At 62.3% G+C, this 16215-nt stretch carries 18 protein-coding genes; 15 read left to right on the top strand and 3 right to left on the bottom strand.

The window, feature by feature from the left end:
- Positions 1–85 precede the first annotated feature (85 nt).
- Positions 86–508 (bottom strand): homoprotocatechuate degradation operon regulator HpaR, encoded by a 423-nt coding sequence (gene hpaR, locus ACA046_RS11885; protein ID WP_010175430.1) that lies wholly within the window; start codon positions 506–508, stop codon positions 86–88.
- Between the two features lie 211 nt (positions 509–719).
- Between hpaR (ACA046_RS11885) and ACA046_RS11880 the strand changes: the two genes are divergently transcribed.
- Entirely contained in the window at positions 720–1976 is a 1257-nt protein-coding gene (locus ACA046_RS11880) for an OprD family porin (RefSeq protein ID WP_497676591.1), read from the top strand.
- An 11-nt stretch (positions 1977–1987) separates the two neighbouring features.
- On the opposite strand, the gene hpaA is transcribed toward ACA046_RS11880, so the two are convergent.
- Positions 1988–2890 (bottom strand): 4-hydroxyphenylacetate catabolism regulatory protein HpaA, encoded by a 903-nt coding sequence (gene hpaA, locus ACA046_RS11875; protein WP_076016046.1) that lies wholly within the window; start codon positions 2888–2890, stop codon positions 1988–1990.
- A gap of 143 nt (positions 2891–3033) precedes the next feature.
- Here hpaA and ACA046_RS11870 point away from each other — a divergent pair, with 143 nt between their 5' ends.
- The 8 genes from ACA046_RS11870 (at position 3034) to hpaI (ending at position 10333) form a co-directional block, all read left to right on the top strand.
- Positions 3034–3699 (top strand): fumarylacetoacetate hydrolase family protein, encoded by a 666-nt coding sequence (locus tag ACA046_RS11870; protein WP_497676590.1) that lies wholly within the window; start codon positions 3034–3036, stop codon positions 3697–3699.
- Positions 3696–4466, top strand: a complete 771-nt coding sequence (locus ACA046_RS11865) for a fumarylacetoacetate hydrolase family protein (RefSeq protein WP_497676589.1) — start codon at positions 3696–3698, stop codon at positions 4464–4466. Before ACA046_RS11870 ends, ACA046_RS11865 begins: the two co-directional genes overlap by 4 nt.
- Positions 4467–4471: 5 nt before the next feature.
- Complete coding sequence (gene hpaE / locus ACA046_RS11860) at positions 4472–5932, top strand: 5-carboxymethyl-2-hydroxymuconate semialdehyde dehydrogenase (RefSeq protein ID WP_497676588.1); 1461 nt, start codon at positions 4472–4474, stop codon at positions 5930–5932.
- 148 nt (positions 5933–6080) lie between these two features.
- On the top strand, positions 6081–6938 hold the full coding sequence (hpaD, locus tag ACA046_RS11855) for a 3,4-dihydroxyphenylacetate 2,3-dioxygenase (protein ID WP_497676587.1): 858 nt from the start codon (positions 6081–6083) through the stop codon (positions 6936–6938).
- Positions 6939–6952: 14 nt separating this feature from the next.
- Complete coding sequence (locus tag ACA046_RS11850; RefSeq protein ID WP_497676586.1) at positions 6953–7345, top strand: 5-carboxymethyl-2-hydroxymuconate Delta-isomerase; 393 nt, start codon at positions 6953–6955, stop codon at positions 7343–7345.
- Positions 7346–7395: 50 nt separating this feature from the next.
- On the top strand, positions 7396–8700 hold the full coding sequence (locus ACA046_RS11845) for an MFS transporter (RefSeq protein WP_076016041.1): 1305 nt from the start codon (positions 7396–7398) through the stop codon (positions 8698–8700).
- Positions 8701–8710: 10 nt separating this feature from the next.
- Positions 8711–9514 carry a 2-oxo-hept-4-ene-1,7-dioate hydratase gene (gene hpaH / locus ACA046_RS11840; protein WP_167663834.1) on the top strand — a complete coding sequence of 268 codons (804 nt, stop codon included), beginning with the start codon at positions 8711–8713 and terminating at the stop codon, positions 9512–9514.
- Positions 9515–9532: 18 nt separating this feature from the next.
- Entirely contained in the window at positions 9533–10333 is an 801-nt protein-coding gene (gene hpaI, locus ACA046_RS11835) for a 4-hydroxy-2-oxoheptanedioate aldolase (RefSeq protein ID WP_459027871.1), read from the top strand.
- Between the two features lie 135 nt (positions 10334–10468).
- Here the strand turns inward: hpaI and hpaR (ACA046_RS11830) are convergent, their stop codons facing one another.
- On the bottom strand, positions 10469–10891 hold the full coding sequence (gene hpaR / locus ACA046_RS11830; RefSeq protein WP_093198943.1) for a homoprotocatechuate degradation operon regulator HpaR: 423 nt from the start codon (positions 10889–10891) through the stop codon (positions 10469–10471).
- Positions 10892–11086: 195 nt separating this feature from the next.
- Here hpaR (ACA046_RS11830) and ACA046_RS11825 point away from each other — a divergent pair, with 195 nt between their 5' ends.
- From ACA046_RS11825 to ACA046_RS11800, 6 genes are all read left to right on the top strand, one after another.
- Positions 11087–12385: an NAD(P)/FAD-dependent oxidoreductase gene (locus ACA046_RS11825; protein ID WP_459027868.1), complete on the top strand. Its 1299-nt coding sequence runs from the start codon at positions 11087–11089 to the stop codon at positions 12383–12385.
- 211 nt (positions 12386–12596) lie between these two features.
- Entirely contained in the window at positions 12597–12962 is a 366-nt protein-coding gene (locus ACA046_RS11820; RefSeq protein WP_076016036.1) for a cupin domain-containing protein, read from the top strand.
- Between the two features lie 53 nt (positions 12963–13015).
- Complete coding sequence (locus ACA046_RS11815) at positions 13016–13675, top strand: helix-turn-helix transcriptional regulator (RefSeq protein WP_497676585.1); 660 nt, start codon at positions 13016–13018, stop codon at positions 13673–13675.
- A gap of 86 nt (positions 13676–13761) precedes the next feature.
- Positions 13762–14583, top strand: coding sequence for a molybdenum cofactor biosynthesis F family protein (locus ACA046_RS11810; protein ID WP_497676584.1), 822 nt, complete (start codon positions 13762–13764; stop codon positions 14581–14583).
- Positions 14576–15376, top strand: a complete 801-nt coding sequence (locus tag ACA046_RS11805; protein ID WP_497676583.1) for an SDR family NAD(P)-dependent oxidoreductase — start codon at positions 14576–14578, stop codon at positions 15374–15376. Before ACA046_RS11810 ends, ACA046_RS11805 begins: the two co-directional genes overlap by 8 nt.
- Entirely contained in the window at positions 15369–16130 is a 762-nt protein-coding gene (locus tag ACA046_RS11800) for an SDR family oxidoreductase (protein WP_497676582.1), read from the top strand. Before ACA046_RS11805 ends, ACA046_RS11800 begins: the two co-directional genes overlap by 8 nt.
- The last annotated feature ends 85 nt before the right edge of the window (positions 16131–16215 follow it).

The following is a 16215-nucleotide window of genomic DNA, read 5'->3' as shown; positions in this document are numbered from 1 at the left end:
AAGAAGCTCTCGATTTTGTTCACTTACCTGGAATGACCAGCCACGTGAAAAAAAGGGACAGGCTTCAGCCACTATTTTTTGAGGATTACGGTTTGATGCCTTTCAGCTTTTGGAGCAGCTCCATCAACTGCTCCAGGGATTCCTCGCCGAACTGCTCCTGAATCTTCTGGTAGTTGCTTTCCATCCCGGCGCTCATGTCGACAAAACACTGCTGGCCCTGTTCGGTCAGGGCGACGAACACCCGGCGCTGGTCTTCGGCGGATTTGCGCCGGCGCACGATGCCGTCACGCTCCAGCCGGCCCAGCACGCCGGTCATGCTCGGCTTGAGGATGCACGCGAGGTGCGCCAGTTGATGGCTTTCGAGTTCGCCCTGCTGACGCAGGATGCGGATCACCCGCCATTGCTGTTCGGTCAGGTCATGTTCATTGAGCAATGGCCGGAAGAACGCCATGGTCGCTTCGCGGGCCTGGAGCAAGGTGAGCGTAAGGGACGGTCTAGGGGTGGGCATGGTTCACGCGTATCAGAGGTCGAAGCGTCGAAGCTTAGAGTCGGTACCGTGTGCATGCAACCCGAGGCATGGAACAAATCATTAATTTAGAAACGATTTTTAAAAAACCTGCTAATCCCGCTATTCAGCCTATAGATAACATGTTAACAATATGCCACCCCTGACCTAGCAGAGGGCGCATACCAACAAAAACAACAAAAGGAACGCCCCCATGCATTCGTGCCTCTTTCGCACGGCGGCAAGCGCTGGCCTGTGCGCCGCGTTTACCCCTCTGGTCGCCCACGCCGACTTCATCCAGGACAGCAAAGCCAGCCTGGACCTGCGCAATTTCTACATGAACCGCGACTTTCGCCAGGCCAACGCGCCGCAGAACAAAGCGGACGAATGGGCCCAAGGTTTTGTGTTGCGCCTGGAGTCGGGCTACACCGAAGGTGTCGTCGGTTTTGGCGTGGATGCCTTGGGTGAAATGGGCTTGAAACTCGATTCCAGCCGCGACCGCCGTGGCACCGGGTTGCTGCCGTCTGGCGCCAGCGGCGAGCCGGCCGACAGCTACAGCGAACTCGGCCTGACCGCCAAGCTGCGCCTGTCGAAAACCGTGCTCAAGCTCGGCACCCTGCAACCGGTTTTACCGGTGGCCGCCTACAACGACACCCGGCTGCTGCCGTCGACCTACAACGGTGAACTGTTGACCTCCCAGGACATCGACGGCCTGACGTTGAACGTCGGCCGCCTGGAAAAGCAGAACCTGCGGGACTCCTCCAACAACGAATCCATGAGCTACGGCGGCGTCACCAGCAGCCACCTGGACATGGCAGGCGGCACCTACGCAATCAATCCGCACCTGGCGGCGACCTATTACTACGCGCAGATGCAGGACATCTACCGCCAGAACTTTATCGGCCTGGTGCATGACCTTCCGCTGGCCCAGGGCGTGAACCTGCGCACCGACCTGCGCTACTTCGACACCCGCGAGCAAGGCAGCGCACTGCTGCGCAGCCCTACCCGGGTCGACGGCGGGCGGATCGACAACCGCTTTTTCAACGGCATGTTCAGCCTGTCGGTAGGCGCGCACAAATTCGGCCTGGGCTATCAAAACCTTTCCGGCGACGGCGACTTTGCCTTCCCGGGGCAAGACCCGTACTCGGTCAACCTGGTGACCATCAATATCTTCACCAAGGCCAACACCGATGCATGGCAGGCGCGCTACGACTACAACTTCGCCGCCCTCGGCCTGCCCGGCCTGACCTTCATGACCCGCTACGTCGACGGCAGCCACGCGCAAACCGCCACGGTGCGCAACGGCCGGGAATGGGAGCGCGACACCGACCTGGTCTACACCGTGCAAAGCGGCCCGCTGAAGAACGTCAACGTGCGGCTGCGCAACGCCACCCTGCGTTCAAGCAACGGCCTGACCAGCGATATCGACGAAAGCCGGGTGATCATCGGCTACACCGTGGCCCTGTGGTAACGCCGGGCGCCTCAACGCAACCCCGATTGACGCTGGCGGTACTCCCCCGGCGTCATTTGCGCGTAGCGCTGGAAGAACCGGCTGAAATACGCCGGGTCCTTGAACCCCAACTGGTAGCAGATTTCATTCGCCGAGCTGCCGGTGAACAGCAGCAGGCGCCGGGCTTCCTGCATCAGCCGTTCGAGGATCAGGCGTTTCGACGGCAGGTCGGCGATCCGCCGGCACACCTCGTTGAGTCGCGCTTCAGTGACGCCGATACCGTCGGCATAACGCGACAGCGGCCAGTGTTGCAGGTAGTGGTCTTCGATCAGTTCGTTGAAGCGGTGGAAGATTCGCAGGTCTTCGTGACGTGCCGGCCGAGCCTCCAGGGAATTGGCGCAGAGCCGCAGCAGGCTGATCATGATCAGCCGCGTCAGGCTGTCCAGCGCCGAACCGCGCCCGCTGGCCTGGGCGTTGATCTCGCTGCACAGCTCGTCGAACAGGAATTCCAGGCGGCGTACCTCAGGATGAAACTCCGGCGCCAGCCGCGCCAACGCTACACAGGCCGCCGGCAATTGTGCGCCGGGGGCCAGGCTTGGGTCGGCGTCAATCAAGGCCCACACCAGTTGCTGGCGCACGGTCAGCACATGGCCGTCGGCGTCCGCTTCGGTGACGAAGGAATGCGCCACCGTCGGCGGCGTGAGGAAAAACATCGGCCCGGATTCGAGGTACTGCTGGTCGTCCAGATAGACCCGCACCGCGCCGGTCTTGACGTAATGCACCTGGAAAAACCGGTCATGACGATGCACCGGCATGTTGCGACCAAAAAATCCCGCCAGGTTGCCGAGCCGGTCGTAGTGCACCTCGGCATCGCTGTAACGCTGGTCGTAGACCTGCCCGATGTTGATGTTGGGGATCGGCTGACGATCGCTCATCACTGCATTCTCTTTGTTGTTTTGAGTGCCCTGAAATATTGCCACGCTTGACGATAGTTAACATCTTAATTATAACGTTAACAGGTTAACGAACATCCCACGGAGCAGGCCCGAATCTGCCCCGCCACTGCCAGGAGAAAAGCATGAGCCGTGCCCTGCATGATGTTGCGAACGGCACCCTGTTCGGCGTTGCGCTGAACTACCAGGGGTTGCTGAACCAACGTCTCGCCGAATTCGAACAAGCGCCTTACCAGAAACCACCGGTGAAGCCTGTGCTGTTCATCAAGACGCCCAACACCCGCAACGGCCACGACGGCGTAGTGCTGCACCCTCAAGGTGAACGCCTGCAACCGGGCCCGGCTCTCGGGGTAGTGATTGGCAAGAACGCCAGCCGTGTCAGCGTCGAAAACGCCCTGGAGCATGTGGCCGGCTACACCATCATCAATGAGTTCAGCCTGCCGGAAGACAGCTACTACCGCCCTGCGGTGAAAGCCAAATGCCGGGACGGTTTCTGCGCATTGGGCCCGGAACTGGTGGCCCGCGACCAAGTTGCCAACCCGCACCAACTGAGCGTGAAGCTGTTCGTCAACGGTGAACTGCGCCAGCAAAACTCCACCGCCAACTTCGTGCGCAGCCTCCCGCAGTTGATCGCCGAGATCAGCGAGTTCATGACCCTGCACGAGGGCGATGTGCTGATCACTGGCACGCCCGAAGGCCGTGTGGATGTGCAACCCGGCGACACGGTTGAAGTCGAGATCAGCGGCCTGGGCCGCCTGGTCAACCACATCAAGGCAGAGGAGCTGTCATGAAACACGCGCGTATTCGCTTTGAAGGTGAAGTCCATTCGGTACAGGTCGACGCTGAGAACGCCGTGCGCCTGGCCGACGGTCGCCTGCTGGCTGAAGACCAGGTCGAATGGCTGCCACCGGCCAACGGGAGCATGTTTGCCCTGGGCCTGAACTACGCCGACCACGCCGCCGAACTGGCCTTCAAGCCACCGACCGAACCGCTGGCGTTCATCAAGTCCCCCGGCACCTACACCGGCCACAACCAGGTGACCTGGCGCCCGGACAACGTCGCCTACATGCACTACGAGTGCGAACTGGTGGCGGTCATCGGCAAACCGGCGCGCAACGTCAAGCGCGAGAACGCCCTGGAGTATCTGGCCGGCTACACGGTGTGCAACGACTACGCGATCCGCGACTACCTGGAAAACTACTACCGCCCCAACCTGCGGGTGAAAAACCGCGACGCCACCACGCCGGTGGGCCCATGGATAGTCGACGTCGCCGACGTGCCAGACCCGAGCAACCTGAAGCTGCGCACCTGGATCAACGGTGAGCTGCGCCAGGAAGGCAGCACGAAAGACATGATTTTCGACATCCCGTATTTGATCGAATACCTGTCCAGCTTCATGACCCTGCAGCCCGGCGACATGATCGCCACCGGCACCCCGGAAGGCCTGGCCGATGTGGTGCCGGGAGATGAAGTGGTCGTAGAAGTGGAAGGCGTTGGTCGCCTGGTTAATCGAATTGTCAGCGAGGCGGAATTCTTCTCCGTCCGGAAAGAGGCTTGAGCAACATGATCAAACACTGGATCAACGGCCGTGAGGTCGAAAGCAAAGACACCTTCATCAACTACAACCCGGCCACCGGCGAAGCCATCGGTGAAGTTGCCAGCGGCGGCGCCGAGGAAGTGGCGCAGGCGGTAGCGGCCGCCAAGGAAGCCTTTCCGAAGTGGGCGGGAACACCGGCCAAGGAACGTGCCCGCTTGATGCGCAAGCTCGGTGAGCTGATAGAACAGAACGTGCCGCACCTGGCCGAGCTGGAAACCCTCGACACTGGCCTGCCGATCCACCAGACCAGGAACGTGCTGATTCCACGCGCCTCCCACAACTTCGATTTCTTCGCCGAAGTCTGTACCCGCATGGACGGCCACAGTTACCCAGTGGACGACCAGATGCTCAACTACACGCTATACCAGCCGGTGGGTGTGTGCGCATTGGTGTCGCCGTGGAACGTGCCGTTCATGACCGCCACCTGGAAGACTGCGCCGTGCCTGGCGCTGGGCAATACCGCGGTGCTGAAAATGTCCGAGCTGTCGCCGCTGACGGCCAATGAACTGGGACGCCTGGCGGTCGAAGCCGGGATTCCCAAAGGCGTGCTGAACGTGATCCAGGGCTATGGCGCCACCGCCGGTGATGCGTTGGTGCGCCACCCGGACGTACGGGCGATTTCCTTCACCGGCGGTACCGCCACCGGCAAGAAAATCATGCAGACCGCCGGGTTGAAAAAGTACTCCATGGAACTGGGCGGCAAGTCGCCGGTGCTGATCTTTGAAGACGCCGACCTGGAACGCGCCCTCGACGCGGCGTTGTTCACCATCTTCTCGCTCAACGGTGAACGCTGCACCGCCGGCAGCCGGATCTTCATTCAGGAGAGCGTGTACCCGCAGTTCGTCGCCGAGTTTGCCGCCCGCGCCAAGCGCCTGATCGTTGGCGACCCGCAGGACCCGAAAACCCAGGTCGGCTCGATGATCACCCAGGCCCACTATGACAAGGTCACCGGCTACATCAAGATTGGCCTCGAGGAAGGCGCCACCCTGCTGGCCGGCGGCCTGGAGCGCCCGGCCAACCTGCCGGCGCACTTGAGCCGCGGGCAGTTTATCCAGCCCACGGTGTTTGCCGATGTGAACAACCAGATGCGCATCGCCCAGGAAGAGATCTTCGGCCCGGTGGTGTGCCTGATTCCGTTCAAGGACGAAGCCGAAGCGCTGCAACTGGCCAACGATACCGAGTACGGCCTGGCGTCGTACATCTGGACCCAGGACATAGGCAAGGCGCATCGTCTGGCCTACGGCATCGAAGCCGGCATGGTGTTCATCAACAGCCAGAACGTGCGGGACTTGCGCCAGCCATTCGGCGGGGTAAAAGGTTCCGGCACCGGCCGTGAAGGCGGCCAATACAGCTTCGAAGTGTTCGCCGAAATCAAGAACGTGTGCATTTCCATGGGCAGTCACCACATCCCGCGCTGGGGTGTGTAACCCGGATATAACAACGCTCCCTGTAGGAGCGAGCTTGCTCGCGAAGAACCCGCAGGCGCCGCGGGCTCACAGAAGTGCTGCGTTATCGTTGATGTTTTTCGCGAGCAAGCTCGCTCCTACAAAAGAATAAATACTCAGGAGAATGATCATGGGCGAAGTGGTTCTGGCAGCGAAGATCTGCCACGTCCCCTCGATGTACCTGTCGGAACTGCCCGGCAAGCACCACGGTTGCCGCGAAGCGGCGATTGCCGGGCACAAGGAAATCGGGCGGCGCGCCCGTGAGCTGGGGGCCGACACCGCCGTGGTGTTCGACGTGCACTGGCTGGTCAACAGCGGCTATCACGTCAACTGTGGCGAGCATTTCAAGGGCACCTACACCAGCAACGAGCTGCCGCACTTCATCAAGAACATGGAGTACGAGTACCCGGGCTGCCCGGAGCTGGGCGAACTGATCGCCGCCGAGGCCAACCTGGCCGGCGTGCGCACCATGGCCCACAACATCCCGAGCCTGGAGCTGGAATACGGCACCCTGGTGCCGATGCGCTACATGCACATGGGCGTGCCGGACGAGCAGAAGTTCGACGTGATCTCCATAGCCGCCTGGTGCGCCTGGCACCGCCTGGAAGACAGCTTCGCGTTTGGCGCCGCCGTGCGCCGCGCCATCGAGAAGAGCGACCGCAAAGTCCTGGTGCTGGCCTCGGGTTCCCTCTCCCACCGTTTCTCGGACGACCGCGAAGCCGAAGCCAATATCCACAACTGGACCCGTGAATTCGACAAGCAGATGGACCTGCACGTGGTGGATATGTGGAAGCAAGGCCGCTTCAAGGAGTTCTGCGCAATGCTCCCGGACTACGCCGAGCACTGCTTCGGCGAAGGCAAGATGCACGACACCGCGATGCTCCTGGGACTGCTGGGCGGGCCGGACTACAACCAGCCGGCCGAGATCATCACCCAGCCATTCGGCAGCTCGGGCACCGGCCAGATCAATGCCATTTTTCCCCTCTGATCCGGGAGCCGCACATGCCGCACTTCATCGCCGAATACACCGACAACCTCGAGCAGCACGCCAACCTGCCGGCCCTGTTCGAGCAGGTTCACGCCGTGCTGGGGGACAGCGGTGTGTTTCCCCTGGGGGGCATTCGCAGTCGCGGGGTGCGCCTGGACACCTGGCGCATGGCTGACGGCAAGCATGACTACGCCTTCGTCCACATGACCCTCAAGGTCGGCCACGGACGCGACCTGGAAACCCGCAAGACGGTGGCCGAAGCCCTGTTCAACGTCATCACCGAACACTTCGCCGAGCTGCAATCCCAACGGCTGCTGGCGTTGTCGTTCGAGATGATCGAGTTGCACCCCGAGCTGAATTTCAAGCAGAACAACGTGCACGCATTCCTGAAGAACCAGGCGGGCTGACCACAGCCCACCTTTCCGCCCATGGCACTCAAACAAAAAAGAACAACATCATGAGCACAGCCAATACCGCCGACAGCACCACCCTGATCGAACATCAGCGCACCCACAGCATCGTCACCTGGCGACTGATGCCGTTGCTGCTGATCTGCTACCTGTTTGCCCATCTGGACCGGATCAACATCGGCTTCGCCAAGATGCAGATGAGTACCGACCTGCATTTCAGCGACACGGTGTACGGCCTCGGTGCCGGCCTGTTTTTCATCGCCTACGCGCTGTTCGGGGTACCGAGCAACATGGCCCTGGACCGGGTCGGGCCGCGGCGCTGGATCGCCTGCCTGATGGTGGTGTGGGGCGTGCTGTCCACCAGCATGCTGTGGATCGAAAGCTCCACCGGCTTCTACGTGCTGCGCTTTTTGCTGGGGGTGGCCGAGGCCGGCTTCTTCCCGGGGATCCTGGTGTTTCTCAACCGCTGGTACCCGGCACGGCGCCGGGCGCAAGTCACCGCGCTGTTTGCGATTGCCGTGCCCATGGCCGGTGTGGTCGGCGGGCCGTTGTCCGGTGCAATCCTGGAGCATTTCCATGATTTCGGCGGGCTGCGGGGCTGGCAGTGGATGTTTCTGATTGAAGGCGCGCCGGTGGTACTGCTCGGTCTGGTGGTTCTGAAGTACCTGCCCGACAGCTTCGAAACCGTGAAGTGGCTGGAACCGGCGCAAAAGCAGCAGCTGCGCGAACAACTGAGCAGTGAAGAACAGCGCAAATCCATCACCTCCTTCGGCGGCATCGTGCGTGACCCGCAGGTGTGGCTGCTGGTGGCGGTGTACTTTGCGGTGATGCTGGCGGTGAATACCCTGGCGTTCTGGATGCCCACCCTGATTCACGGTGCCGGTATCGGCCGCGACAGCCAGGTGGGCCTGCTGAGCGCCGTGCCGTACCTGGCCGGGTGTTTCTTCATGATCGGCTGCGGACGCTCATCCGACCGCAACCGCGAGCGCCGCTGGCACCTGTGCGTGCCGTTGCTGATGTCGGCCATCGGTATCGCAGTGGCCGGGCTCTCGCCCACCAACCCAACCCTCGTCCTTGGCGGCCTGATCCTCGCCGGCATGGGCGCCAGCGCCGCGTTGCCGATGTTCTGGCAACTGCCGCCGGCGTTCCTGTCCAACAGCACCCAGGCGGCCGGCATCGCGTTGATCAGCTCGTTCGGCAGCATTGCTTCGTTCCTCGCGCCGTACCTGATCGGCTGGATGCGCGACACCACCCAAAGCGCGAGCCTGGCCCTGTATGTGCTGGCGCTGCTTATCGCCCTCGGCGGCCTGCTGGTGCTGCGCACCCACGCTGCCATCGTCAATCCCCAGTAGAGATTTCGTCATGCTTGATCAAGCCCACATCCAGCAAGCCGCCGCCCGCCTCGACCAGGCTGAGCGTTCCCGTGAACAGGTGCGCCAGTTTTCCCTGGAACACCCGAACATCACTATTGACGATGCCTATGCCATCCAGCGCGCCTGGGTGGCCCAGAAAATCAAGGACGGGCGCAAGCTGGTCGGGCACAAGATCGGCCTCACCTCCCGGGCGATGCAGGTGTCGTCGAACATCACCGAGCCGGATTACGGCGCCCTGCTCGATGACATGTTCTTCGACGAAGGCACCGATATTCCGTTCGAGCGCTTCATCGTGCCAAGGGTGGAAGTGGAGCTGGCGTTCATCCTCGGCAAACCGCTCAAGGGGCCGAACTGCACGATCTTCGATGTGCTGGACGCCACTGAATGGGTGATCCCGGCCCTGGAAATCATCGACGCCCGCATCCAGCAGATCGACCCGCACACCAACGCCACGCGCAAGGTGTTCGACACTATTTCCGACAACGCCGCCAACGCCGGCGTGGTGATGGGCGGCCGCGCCGTGCGCCCCACCGAGATCGACCTGCGCAAGGTGCCGGCGGTGTTGTACCGCAACGGGGTGATCGAAGAGTCCGGGGTGTCGGCTGCCGTGCTCAACCACCCGGCCAAGGGCGTGGCGTGGCTGGCGAACAAACTGGCGCCGTACGACGTGACCTTGCAACCCGGCCAGATCATCCTTGGTGGCTCCTTCACCCGCCCGGTGGCGGCGAATCCGGGCGATACCTTCCATGTCGACTACGACATGCTCGGCTCCATCTCCTGCCGCTTTGTCTGACTACTGGAGGACTGTTTCATGGACATGCCCATCAACCGCTTCAAGCAGCGCCTGCAACGTGGCGAAACCCAGATCGGCCTGTGGCTCGGTTTGGCTGACGCCTATTGCGCCGAACTGGCGGCGAATGCCGGGTTCGACTGGCTGCTGATCGACGGCGAGCACGCACCCAATGACCTGCGCGGCATGCTTGGCCAGTTGCAGGCCGTTGCGCCTTACGACGGCCAGCCGGTGATTCGCCCGGTAATCGGCGATACCGCGCTGATCAAGCAGGTGCTGGATATTGGCGTGCAGACGCTGTTGGTGCCGATGGTGGAGACGGCTGAACAGGCTCAGCAGTTAGTGCGGGCCGTACGCTACCCGCCGTTTGGCGTGCGGGGTGTTGGCAGCGCGCTGGCACGGGCGTCGCGCTGGAACAGCATTCCGGGTTATCTGGATGAAGCGGATGCGCAGATGTGCCTGCTGGTGCAGATCGAGAACCGTGAAGGCCTGGACAACCTCGACCTGATCGCTGCGGTTGAAGGGGTGGACGGGGTGTTTATCGGGCCGGCGGATTTGAGTGCGGCCATGGGGCATCGGGGGAATCCCGGGCATCCCGAGGTGCAGGCGGCGATTGAGGACGCGATTGGGCGGATTCAAAAGGCTGGCAAGGCGGCGGGGATCCTGAGTGCGGATGAGAAATTGGCTCGGCGGTACATCGAGTTGGGGGCGGCGTTTGTGGCCGTCGGGGTGGATACGACGGTGCTGATGCGCGGGTTGCAGGGGTTGGCTGCCAAGTTCAAAGACACCGCAGCACCGGCCATTACCGGCGGCGTGTACTGACTTCCTCCGTAGCAGCTGTCGAGCCCCAGCGAGGCTGCGTCTGCGGTGTGTCAGGTACACCGCGAACGCAGCCTCGCTGGGGCTCGACAGCTGCTACGCGGTGTACCTGAGGGCCACATTTGGATCGGCGGTGTGTCAGCGTTTGATAGTTTTCAACTCATCCAGCAACCCCAACAACACCTGCAACTTCTCCTCCCCAAACTGCTCTTGCAAGCGTCGGTAGTTCTCTTCCATACACTGGCTCATCGACTCGAAACTGGCCTTGCCCTTCTCCGCCAGCGTCACCAGCACCCGCCGCTGATCCTGCTCGGCCTTGCGCCGATGCACCATCCCCGCCGCCTCCATGCGCACCAGCACGCCGGTCATGCTCGGTTTGAGAATGCACGCCAGTTCCGCCAGTTGGTAAATCTCCAGCTCGTCATGCTGGCTGAGAATTCGAATAACTCGCCACTGCTGCTCGGTCAGCCCATGCTCATTCAGCGAAGGCCGGAAAAAACTCATGGCCGCTTCGCGGGCCTGCAACAGGGTCAAGGTCAGGGATTGTCTGGGTTTCAACATAGGCTCAGGGTCACGATAGATTTAGTTAATGTTTTAACGAAACTCTAACACTCTCCTTCCCGCCTCACGCTATAACTTGTGAAGCCGGCGAAGGCTCTGGCGCGCAGGATCAAAAAGCCCGGCACACAGAATCAAGACATCCAGAGCGCCAACGCCCTTAATACACTCATTAGCTCTTCACTGTCAGGCAGCGCAATGATCAATATCGAAACGCCGACCTATTACACGGCGACCAAGAAATACAACCTCAGCTTCGCCACCCTGGAACAGGATGTGGACGCCGACGTGGTGATCATCGGCGGTGGCTTTTCCGGGATCAACACCGCCCTGGAACTCGCCGAAAAAGGCATCACCAACATCGTCGTGCTGGAAGCGCGTTACCTGGGTTTCGGCGGCACCGGACGCAACGGCGGGCAGATCATGGCCGGCATCGGCCACGACCTGGAGAAAATCAAGAAGGACGTGGGTGAAGACGGCCTGCGCCAGATCTTCGAGATCAGCGACCTGGGCGCCGACATCATCAAGAACCGCATCGCCAAGTACGACATCGATGCCGACTTCTGCCATGGCTACGGCTACATGGGCTTCAACGCCCGCCAGGAAAAGACCCTGCGCGCCTGGGAGAAGGACTTCAAGTCCATCAACACCCAACACGAGATCCGCTTCCTTGGCGGTTCCGACGTGAAGCAGATCATCGGCTCCGACGCCTACAGCAGCGCCCTGCTGCACATGGGCGGCGGGCATGTGCACTCGTTGAACCTGCTGCTGGGCGAGGCCAAGGCCCTGGCCGGTCACGGCGTGCAGATTTTCGAGAACAGCCCGGCATTGGAAGTCAGCTACGGCGAACGCATCACCGTGCGCACCGGTCGCGGTTCGGTCAAGGCCAGCAAGCTGCTGTGGGCCTGCGACAGTTTCCTCAACAAACTGGAGCCGGAACTGCACCGCTCGACCATCAACACCTACGCGTTCCAGATGATGACCGAGCCGTTGTCCGAAGAACTGATCAACCGTATCAGCCCGATTCGCGGGGCCTACAGCGACATTCGCCCGGTGATCGATTACTACCGCGTCACCAACGAAAACCGCCTGCTGTTCGGCGCCGCCACACCGTTGGTGGAGCACATTCCCGGTGATTTGAAAGCCTGGAACCGCAACCTGATGCTGAAGATCTTCCCGTACCTCAAGGACGTGAAGATCGACCTGGCCTGGGGCGGCCCGATGGCCTGCAGCCCGAACCTGTTCCCGCAGATCGGCACCCTGCCCGGGCGCAGCAACGCGTTCTATGTGCAGGGCTATTCAGGCTTCGGCGTGACGCCGAGCCACATCATCTGCAAGGTGCTGGCCGAGGGCATGAGCGAGGGCTCGGCGCGGTATGACCTGGTCAGCTCGATCCACCGCCCGACCATCATCGGCAAAGACGCGATCCGCCCGCTGCTGCTCACCGCCGGCAAGTCCTGGCACCAGCTCTCCGGTTACTGGAACGGCCGCCGCTAAAGCCCCACACCCAACACCCAACACCTGACACCTGACACCTGTCACCTGTCACCTGTCACCTGACACCTGACACCTGTAGGAGCGAGCTTGCTCGCGAAAAACCCAAGGGCGCCGCGTTCATCCAGGACGCCAACGTCATCGTTGACGACCTTCGCGAGCAAGCTCGCTCCTACAGTTGGTCGCTAATTTTTTCTCATCAGGAGCAACTGCCATGACCCTCGTTACCCTCAAGAAAGACATCCAGCTATCCGAACTCGACGCCTGGGGCACCGTCGCCGACCTCGGCTCGACCATCCTCGAAGGCGAAGTCCGGGCCTTCGGCAAAATGACCTTCGGCGCCCCCACCGACCCGGTCAGCAGCGCCTATTTCGGCACCACCCAGGGCAAGTTCCGCATGGTCTATCCCTTCGCCGAACAGGCCACCGTGGTCACCGGCGAGGTGGTACTCACCGATGAATCCACCGGCCAGAGCACCCGCTACCAGGCCGGCGACAGCTGGTTCGTGACCAAGGGCACTCCCGTGCTGTGGGAAGTGGTCAGCGAAAGTTTCGTCAAACACTACTTCGCCGTGGTGTGATTGGTCCCGGCTGCCGGCACCCGTCGGCAGCCTTTTGGCGCAGGTGACCTACCATGCACGCCCTCCCCGCCCACGAAGTCGCCGGCCAGTGCCTGCAGGCTTTCACCCGCTTGATTCCGGTCAGCCAGGCCGCCTTCTATTGCGTCGACCGCCACCTGCAAGCCCGGGATTTCCAGTTGCACGGCATGAGCAGCGAGATGCACCGCGACTACCTGGACAACTATCGCCAATTCGACCCGTTGCAACCGCGCAACTGCCTGTCCAGTGGCTTGGCGGTGGTGCCGCTGGGTTTTGCCATGGCCCGCCAGCCGGTGCGGGATACTCGGCGCTATGGGGATTTTCTGCGGCGGTATGGCGTGGTGGATGTGGTGGAAATCCTCGCCCAGCGTGCCGGGCAACCCCAGGCGGCGATTTCGTTGCTGCGCACCGCCGACCAGGGCGCCTTCACCGGCGAGCAACTGGCCCAGCTGAATGCACTGCAAACCTTGCTGCAACTGGCCGTGGCCAATATGCAACCCGCTGAAGATGCACTGGCCAACCTCACGCCCAAGGAGCGCCAGATCGCCCTGTTGTTGCGCCAGGGTGCCAGCAACAAACAGCTGGCCCGGGAGCTGGAAGTCGGCCTGCCCACCATCAAGACCCACCTGATCAACCTGTTTCGCAAGACCGGCGTCAGCAGCCGCACCGAGCTGGTGGGCAGCCTGTTTCTGTAGCCCGCCTCAACCATCCGGTTGATACCCGGGCCTGCTCCCGGGCGCGATGATCCGTGGTGTTCATCCACCCAACCGGAGCATCGCAAATGACCACACCTTCTGACTGGATCACCGTGGGCGCCCTGGCCGACGGCTTCGCCACCGAGGCGTTCATCCTGCCGAACCTGGCGGACCTGAGCGGCAAGACCTTTACGCTGTACTTCGCCAATGGCTGGCAGATCGAGCATCGCTTCGAGCGCGACAATCTGTCCTGGGTCGCGGCCGACGATCACTCCAGCGGCAGCGCAACCTACCGCGCGACCTCAGTGCGCCCCGGCTTGTACCTGGTGGATTTCATCAAGCGCGAAGGCGCCCAAGCCTGGTCGGTCAGCCTGGTGCTCGACACCGCCAGCGCCTCGTTCACCGCCGTGCTCGGGCGCATGCCCACCCAGGAACAAACCCGCGAAGGCCTTTACAGCCGCGCCCTGGCCGGCAAACCGCTGACTTCAGTGGAAGTGGAATTCCTCCACGGCAGCCTCGACCGCCCCTGGCAAGCCGGCCAGTGCCCCCACGCGCCCACCACCGAACTGACCGGCCTGCGCAACCAGTACCGCTACAGCCCCAGCGAGGTCTACGAGCACATCTACCTCAATGACCAGTTCTACGCTTGGCAATGCCTCAAGGGCGTCGAGCAAGGCCTGTGCGACACAGACCGCTGCCATTACTACAAGATCGCCGACCAGCTGTACCTGTTCGTCTGGCGCGAAAAAATCATCCCCACCCTCGGCCTGGTGCTGATCGACCTGCAACAGCATCGCAGCGACGGCAAGATCTTCGGCTATGCCGGGGCGGCTTTCGATGAGCTGTCGAACTTTCCCATCAGCTCCTACTGCCAGGTACTCAACCGCACGGAGCATCCCGATGACTGAGCCGCGCACGATTGTGATCACCGGGGCCGGCACGGGCATCGGTGCAGCGTGCGCCCGGCTGTACGCCGCCGAGGGTGCACATGTGGTGCTGATCGGCCGTCGTCGCGAGCCGCTGGAGCAGGTCGTGGGGGAAACCGGAGGTTTGGTCCTGGTGGGTGATGCGGCCTGCCCTGACACGTGGGCGGGCTTTGTGGAGCAGATTCGCCAGCGCTTCGGGCGGATCGACGTGCTGCTGGCCTGCGCGGGCGGCCATGGCGTGGGCAGCGCCACCAACACCAGCCCGCAGACCTGGGAAGCGGCGCTGCGCAGCAACCTCGACAGCGCTTTCTACAGTGCTCGGGCGTGTTTGCCGCTGCTGCTGGAGAGTGGCGGGAACATCGTGCTGATGGGTTCGATTGCCTCACTGGCCGCCGGGCCCGAAGTGTGCGGCTACACCACAGCCAAACATGCATTGCTTGGGCTCAACCGTTCGCTGGCCCGGGATTACGGCCCGCGCGGGGTGCGGGTAAATGCGGTATGCCCGGGCTGGGTGCGCACGCCGATGGCGGATGAAGAAATGCAGCCGTTGATGGATTTTCATGGCGAGACACTGCAACACGCCTACGACCGGGTGTGCGCCGACGTGCCGTTGCGACGCCCCGCCAGCGCTGAAGAAATCGCCAGGGTGTGCCGCTTCCTGGCGTCCAGTGAAGCGTCGATCATTACGGGTGCGGCGCTGGTGGCGGACGGTGGTTCGAGCATCGTTGATGTGCCGACATTGGCCTATGCGCATATGGAGCTGAATCATGGATGAAGACCTGGATTTCAGCGGGCGCAGCGTATTGGTGACGGGTGGCGCCCAGGGCATCGGTCGGGCCATCGTCGAAGCCTTTGCGCTGCGAGGTGCGCGGGTGATGATCGCCGATCTGCAACTGGCCCAGGCACTCGCGCGGGAGCTGTGCGGGCGCGGCTGCCAGGTGGAAGCGGTGACTGTGGATCTGGCGGATGCGGCTGCGGTTTTCGCGCTGATTACCGGGGTGGAACAAGGTTGGGGGCGGCTGGATATTCTGGTGCATAACGCCGGGTATTTTCCGCTGACGCCCTTTGCCGAAATCACTCCGGCGATGCTCGACCGCACCTTGGCGGTCAATCTCTCGGCGTTGTTCTGGCTGACCCAGGCGGCGTTGCCGATGTTCCGTCGCCAGGGTCGGGGCTGCGTGCTGGTCACATCGTCAGTCACTGGGCCGAGGGTGGCATTTCCGGGTTTGAGCCACTATGCGGCGTCGAAGGCCGGGGTCAACGGGTTCATTCGCAATGCCGCGCTGGAGCTGGCCGCTCTGAATGTGCGAGTCAACGGGGTGGAACCCGGCATGATCGCCACGCCTGCCATGGGCAATCTGGGGGATGACCAGGTGAACGCACAGATCGCCAGCAGGGTGCCGCTGGGACGGTTGGGTGCGCCAGCGGATATTGCCGGGGCGATGCTGTTCCTGGCATCGGACCTGGCGGGTTACATCACCGGGCAAACGCTGGTGGTGGACGGCGGCTCGACCTTGCCGGAGGTTTAACGAAACGTCCTACCGAACGGCCAGACAACCTCTACTCCCCCGCCTTGATAACCGCTGCAAAGTCCCTCGCCTGATCACACAGTGC

The organism is Pseudomonas sp. LBUM1641 (genome assembly GCF_059716235.1).
This window is presented reverse-complemented; position numbering and strand designations above follow the sequence as displayed.

What these genes read in the sequence shown, in the direction of transcription:
- hpaR (WP_010175430.1), bottom strand. Translation starts at nt 508, where the DNA reads ATGCCCACCCCTAGACCGTCCCTTACGCTCACCTTGCTCCAGGCCCGC.
- ACA046_RS11880 (WP_497676591.1), top strand. Translation starts at nt 720, where the DNA reads ATGCATTCGTGCCTCTTTCGCACGGCGGCAAGCGCTGGCCTGTGCGCC.
- hpaA (WP_076016046.1), bottom strand. Translation starts at nt 2,890, where the DNA reads ATGAGCGATCGTCAGCCGATCCCCAACATCAACATCGGGCAGGTCTAC.
- ACA046_RS11870 (WP_497676590.1), top strand. Translation starts at nt 3,034, where the DNA reads ATGAGCCGTGCCCTGCATGATGTTGCGAACGGCACCCTGTTCGGCGTT.
- ACA046_RS11865 (WP_497676589.1), top strand. Translation starts at nt 3,696, where the DNA reads ATGAAACACGCGCGTATTCGCTTTGAAGGTGAAGTCCATTCGGTACAG.
- hpaE (WP_497676588.1), top strand. Translation starts at nt 4,472, where the DNA reads ATGATCAAACACTGGATCAACGGCCGTGAGGTCGAAAGCAAAGACACC.
- hpaD (WP_497676587.1), top strand. Translation starts at nt 6,081, where the DNA reads ATGGGCGAAGTGGTTCTGGCAGCGAAGATCTGCCACGTCCCCTCGATG.
- ACA046_RS11850 (WP_497676586.1), top strand. Translation starts at nt 6,953, where the DNA reads ATGCCGCACTTCATCGCCGAATACACCGACAACCTCGAGCAGCACGCC.
- ACA046_RS11845 (WP_076016041.1), top strand. Translation starts at nt 7,396, where the DNA reads ATGAGCACAGCCAATACCGCCGACAGCACCACCCTGATCGAACATCAG.
- hpaH (WP_167663834.1), top strand. Translation starts at nt 8,711, where the DNA reads ATGCTTGATCAAGCCCACATCCAGCAAGCCGCCGCCCGCCTCGACCAG.
- hpaI (WP_459027871.1), top strand. Translation starts at nt 9,533, where the DNA reads ATGGACATGCCCATCAACCGCTTCAAGCAGCGCCTGCAACGTGGCGAA.
- hpaR (WP_093198943.1), bottom strand. Translation starts at nt 10,891, where the DNA reads ATGTTGAAACCCAGACAATCCCTGACCTTGACCCTGTTGCAGGCCCGC.
- ACA046_RS11825 (WP_459027868.1), top strand. Translation starts at nt 11,087, where the DNA reads ATGATCAATATCGAAACGCCGACCTATTACACGGCGACCAAGAAATAC.
- ACA046_RS11820 (WP_076016036.1), top strand. Translation starts at nt 12,597, where the DNA reads ATGACCCTCGTTACCCTCAAGAAAGACATCCAGCTATCCGAACTCGAC.
- ACA046_RS11815 (WP_497676585.1), top strand. Translation starts at nt 13,016, where the DNA reads ATGCACGCCCTCCCCGCCCACGAAGTCGCCGGCCAGTGCCTGCAGGCT.
- ACA046_RS11810 (WP_497676584.1), top strand. Translation starts at nt 13,762, where the DNA reads ATGACCACACCTTCTGACTGGATCACCGTGGGCGCCCTGGCCGACGGC.
- ACA046_RS11805 (WP_497676583.1), top strand. Translation starts at nt 14,576, where the DNA reads ATGACTGAGCCGCGCACGATTGTGATCACCGGGGCCGGCACGGGCATC.
- ACA046_RS11800 (WP_497676582.1), top strand. Translation starts at nt 15,369, where the DNA reads ATGGATGAAGACCTGGATTTCAGCGGGCGCAGCGTATTGGTGACGGGT.